Origin of the sequence: Proteus sp. G3927, from assembly GCF_963894685.1 — a bacterium.
GTDB lineage: Bacteria > Pseudomonadota > Gammaproteobacteria > Enterobacterales > Enterobacteriaceae > Proteus > Proteus mirabilis.
In genome coordinates, this window is record NZ_CAWQGX010000036.1 from 1 (window position 1) to 3,059 (window position 3,059).

Annotated in this window: 2 protein-coding genes and 1 pseudogene; all 3 read left to right on the forward strand. The window is 47.7% G+C overall.

What is annotated here, in order from left to right; all coding sequences use genetic code 11:
• Positions 1-132: pseudogene (locus AACV00_RS17575) on the forward strand (type VI secretion system tube protein Hcp); the annotation flags it as partial.
• A gap of 83 nt (positions 133-215) precedes the next feature.
• Positions 216-2,408 (forward strand): type VI secretion system Vgr family protein, encoded by a 2,193-nt coding sequence (locus AACV00_RS17580; RefSeq protein ID WP_161679887.1) that lies wholly within the window; start codon positions 216-218, stop codon positions 2,406-2,408.
• An 11-nt stretch (positions 2,409-2,419) separates the two neighbouring features.
• Positions 2,420-2,839, forward strand: coding sequence for a DcrB-related protein (locus AACV00_RS17585; protein ID WP_004251951.1), 420 nt, complete (start codon positions 2,420-2,422; stop codon positions 2,837-2,839).
• Positions 2,840-3,059: the final 220 nt, after the last annotated feature.

Consider the following 3,059-nt stretch of genomic DNA (forward strand, 5'->3'; position numbering starts at 1 on the left):
TGCCAAGATCCGGCTAAAGCCGACTTCACGCAACTTATCGAAGTCTCCCTCTCTTACCGCAAAATTGACTGGGAGCACACTGTTGCTGGAACGTCTGGTGCGGATGACTGGCGTGCGCCTCTCGAAGCGTAATACCGTTATGACGAGTCCTTGGGGGCTCGTCCTTATTTTGTATTGTTCCCTTTTCTTTATCCATTTTTGCATGGAGGCAGATTATGCTTAGCAAAGATCCGAAATCAACGCCCATTGACCCGGCATCCGTTTTAAAAGATGAAGCCATCAATCAAGTAAAAAATAGGGTGCAATCCAAAGTGAACGAAACGCTATCGACACCCACGCAAAAGGTGGCCGGGATGGCCTCAGCAGCGGCCTCGCTCACGCAATCAGCCAGCGCATCGGCCAATAGGGTGACGGCTCATCCCCTGATCCACGGTGGCGGTTTTACCGGTGGACAAACATTCGCTGAAAACCAAGCACTCCAAGCGGCCCATGGGGCGTTACTTGATGCATTAGGCATGGACAGCCTCGAAAGTGGTTTGGTGTTCACTTGCACCATTGGTGGATTGCCTGACGACACCTTCCAAGTCACCGAATTTAATCTTACTGAAGGATTATCCTCGCTATTTTCGCTGTCCATCAGTGCGGTCAGTGCCTTACCCTTTATCGATTTTCAGCGCCATCTTGGCTTAGCCTCATCATTAACGGTCAAACGTGATGGGGTGTTGATCCGCAAAGTCAACGGTATCTTAGCCGGGGCAGTACAAGGCAATACCGACGGAGTGAAAACGTGGTATCACTTCGATATTCGCCCTGAAATGTGGGTGATGACCCTCAATCAAGACAGCCGTATTTTTCAACATCAATCGGTGCCGACCATCTTAAAAACCTTATTGGATGAGGCCCATGTTAAAGCGGATTACCAATTCTACCGTGAAGATCTACACCCTGAACGTCTCTACACCACCCAAAAACGCGAATCCGCATTTGATTTTTGGTGTCGACTGGCGTTTGAAGAGGGCATTAACTTCTGGTTTGAAGAAGAACAACTGTTTTACAGCGATGAACATATGGGGATGACGGCGGGTATTCACCTCACCTATAACCCGCAGGCCGACACCGATATCAGCGATAGCACTGCCATGACTTGGCAATATGGCGAATATTTGTGTGTGGATGAAACTATCCATAAAGACAACAACTTTGTGCGTCCTTCTTATCCGTTGTCTCATGAAAACAAAATTGAGCAGGGGGGACAGCACAGTGTGTTTGAAAGTTATGGTCGTTTTCAATTAGACGATGAAGGTCGACCTCTGACACAGGTGCGCTTTGAGCAATTACGTAACGGCAGCAAAGTGGGACAAGCGACAACAAACTGTTTTGCGCTGATGCCCGGCAAAATCTTCACCTTATCTCAGCATCCCCATCAGCCGATGAATGATCGCTGGCAAGTGATCAGCGTCAGCCATCATGGTGTACAGCCACTGGCGGACAATAGCGGGGGCGAAGGCACACAACTGTCGAATAGCGTCTCCTTTATTCCGGGCACGCAAGAGTGGCGTCCCCCTTATCGTTATAAACCGACGGCGGACGGCGATGAAATGGCGACGGTGGTAGGACCACCGGGGGAAGAAATCTACGTCAATGAATATGGCGCCGTGAAAGTGCATTTTCATTGGGATCGTCGGGGAAGTGCCGATCACAGTGCTTCATGCTGGGTGCGGGTTGCCATGGGTTGGAGTGGAAATGGTTATGGTTTTTCTGCGGTACCGCGCATCGGCACACAAGTGCTGGTCAGTTACCTGAATGGGGATATCGACAGACCGATAATTACCGGTTGTACCTATGATGGTCGTAACGCACCACCGATTAAGTTCCCAGAGAATAAGACACAAACCACTTTCCGTAGCCAAACCCACAAAGGGGAAGGTTTTAATGAATTGCGTTTTGAAGATGCGGGCGGTAAGCAAGAGGTGTTTCTTCATGCGCAGAAGGATATGAATACCGTCGTCCAAAACGATAAAGGAACGACGGTAGGCGCCAATCATACTGAAACCGTTATGCAAAACCAAAAGATCTCAGTACATGGTACGCAAACTACGGCGGTTCAAGCGGATCAAAAAAATATCGTGTTTGGTAAGCAGCATTCAATCGTGGATGGTGAAGTGTTGATCGCATCAGCCCAAGGTATTCGTTTAATTAGTGGCAACTCGGCACTTCAATTAAACCCTGACGGGACTATCACCTTAGTGTGTAACAACTTTGATTTTTACGGCCACGGTAGCGGTCGGATTGGTACTGGTGAGTTATTAGATTTGAATATGGACGGGGCAGGTCCCGGAAACCTTAAGATGGAACCAGATACCAGCACTATCGCTCAAGCGAAAGATCAGTTTTTCCCTAAAAAGTAATAAGGTAAGCCATGAATTATCAATTCCAAGAAGGTGCTATCACATTACCGGATGAAGAATATCAAGACAATAGTCTTAATATGCTGCGTTTCCCTACGCGACAAGGCAGTATTTCTATTACGCGTGATGTAGTGGCTCCAGAGATAACCCTCAATGACTATCTGGCTGGACAGTTGTCGGCCATCAAACGTGAAATGAAAAATGCGGTGGTAAAAGCACCCACAGATTTTCGTACCGAAAAAGGAGTTACGGGCTGTGAAATCTATTGTGAAACCAAACAAAAAGGGATCCCTATTTATCAGTGGATCGCCGCTTTTCGTCTCGAAAATAAAATAGTGGTGTTGACTTACTGCCAAATTAAACCGTTTTCCAATACTGAGCAGGCGCAATGGCAAGCGTTAAGAGACAGTTTTACGCCATCGCCCAATTAATGCAATCCCGATGTTTTAACCATACCCACTGACGATTTATTGTTTATTTTATAAGGATAGAGATATGGGAAATGAATTTTTCGCAGCCAAGCAAGGCGATAAATTAATGCACTCGTCAATCTTCGCCGATATCGTGTGTGGTGTGGTTAAAGGGGCGGTTTATGCCGCGATAGGGACGGCCGCTGTGGCGCTGACCATTGGGACAGGCGGTATGGCAACG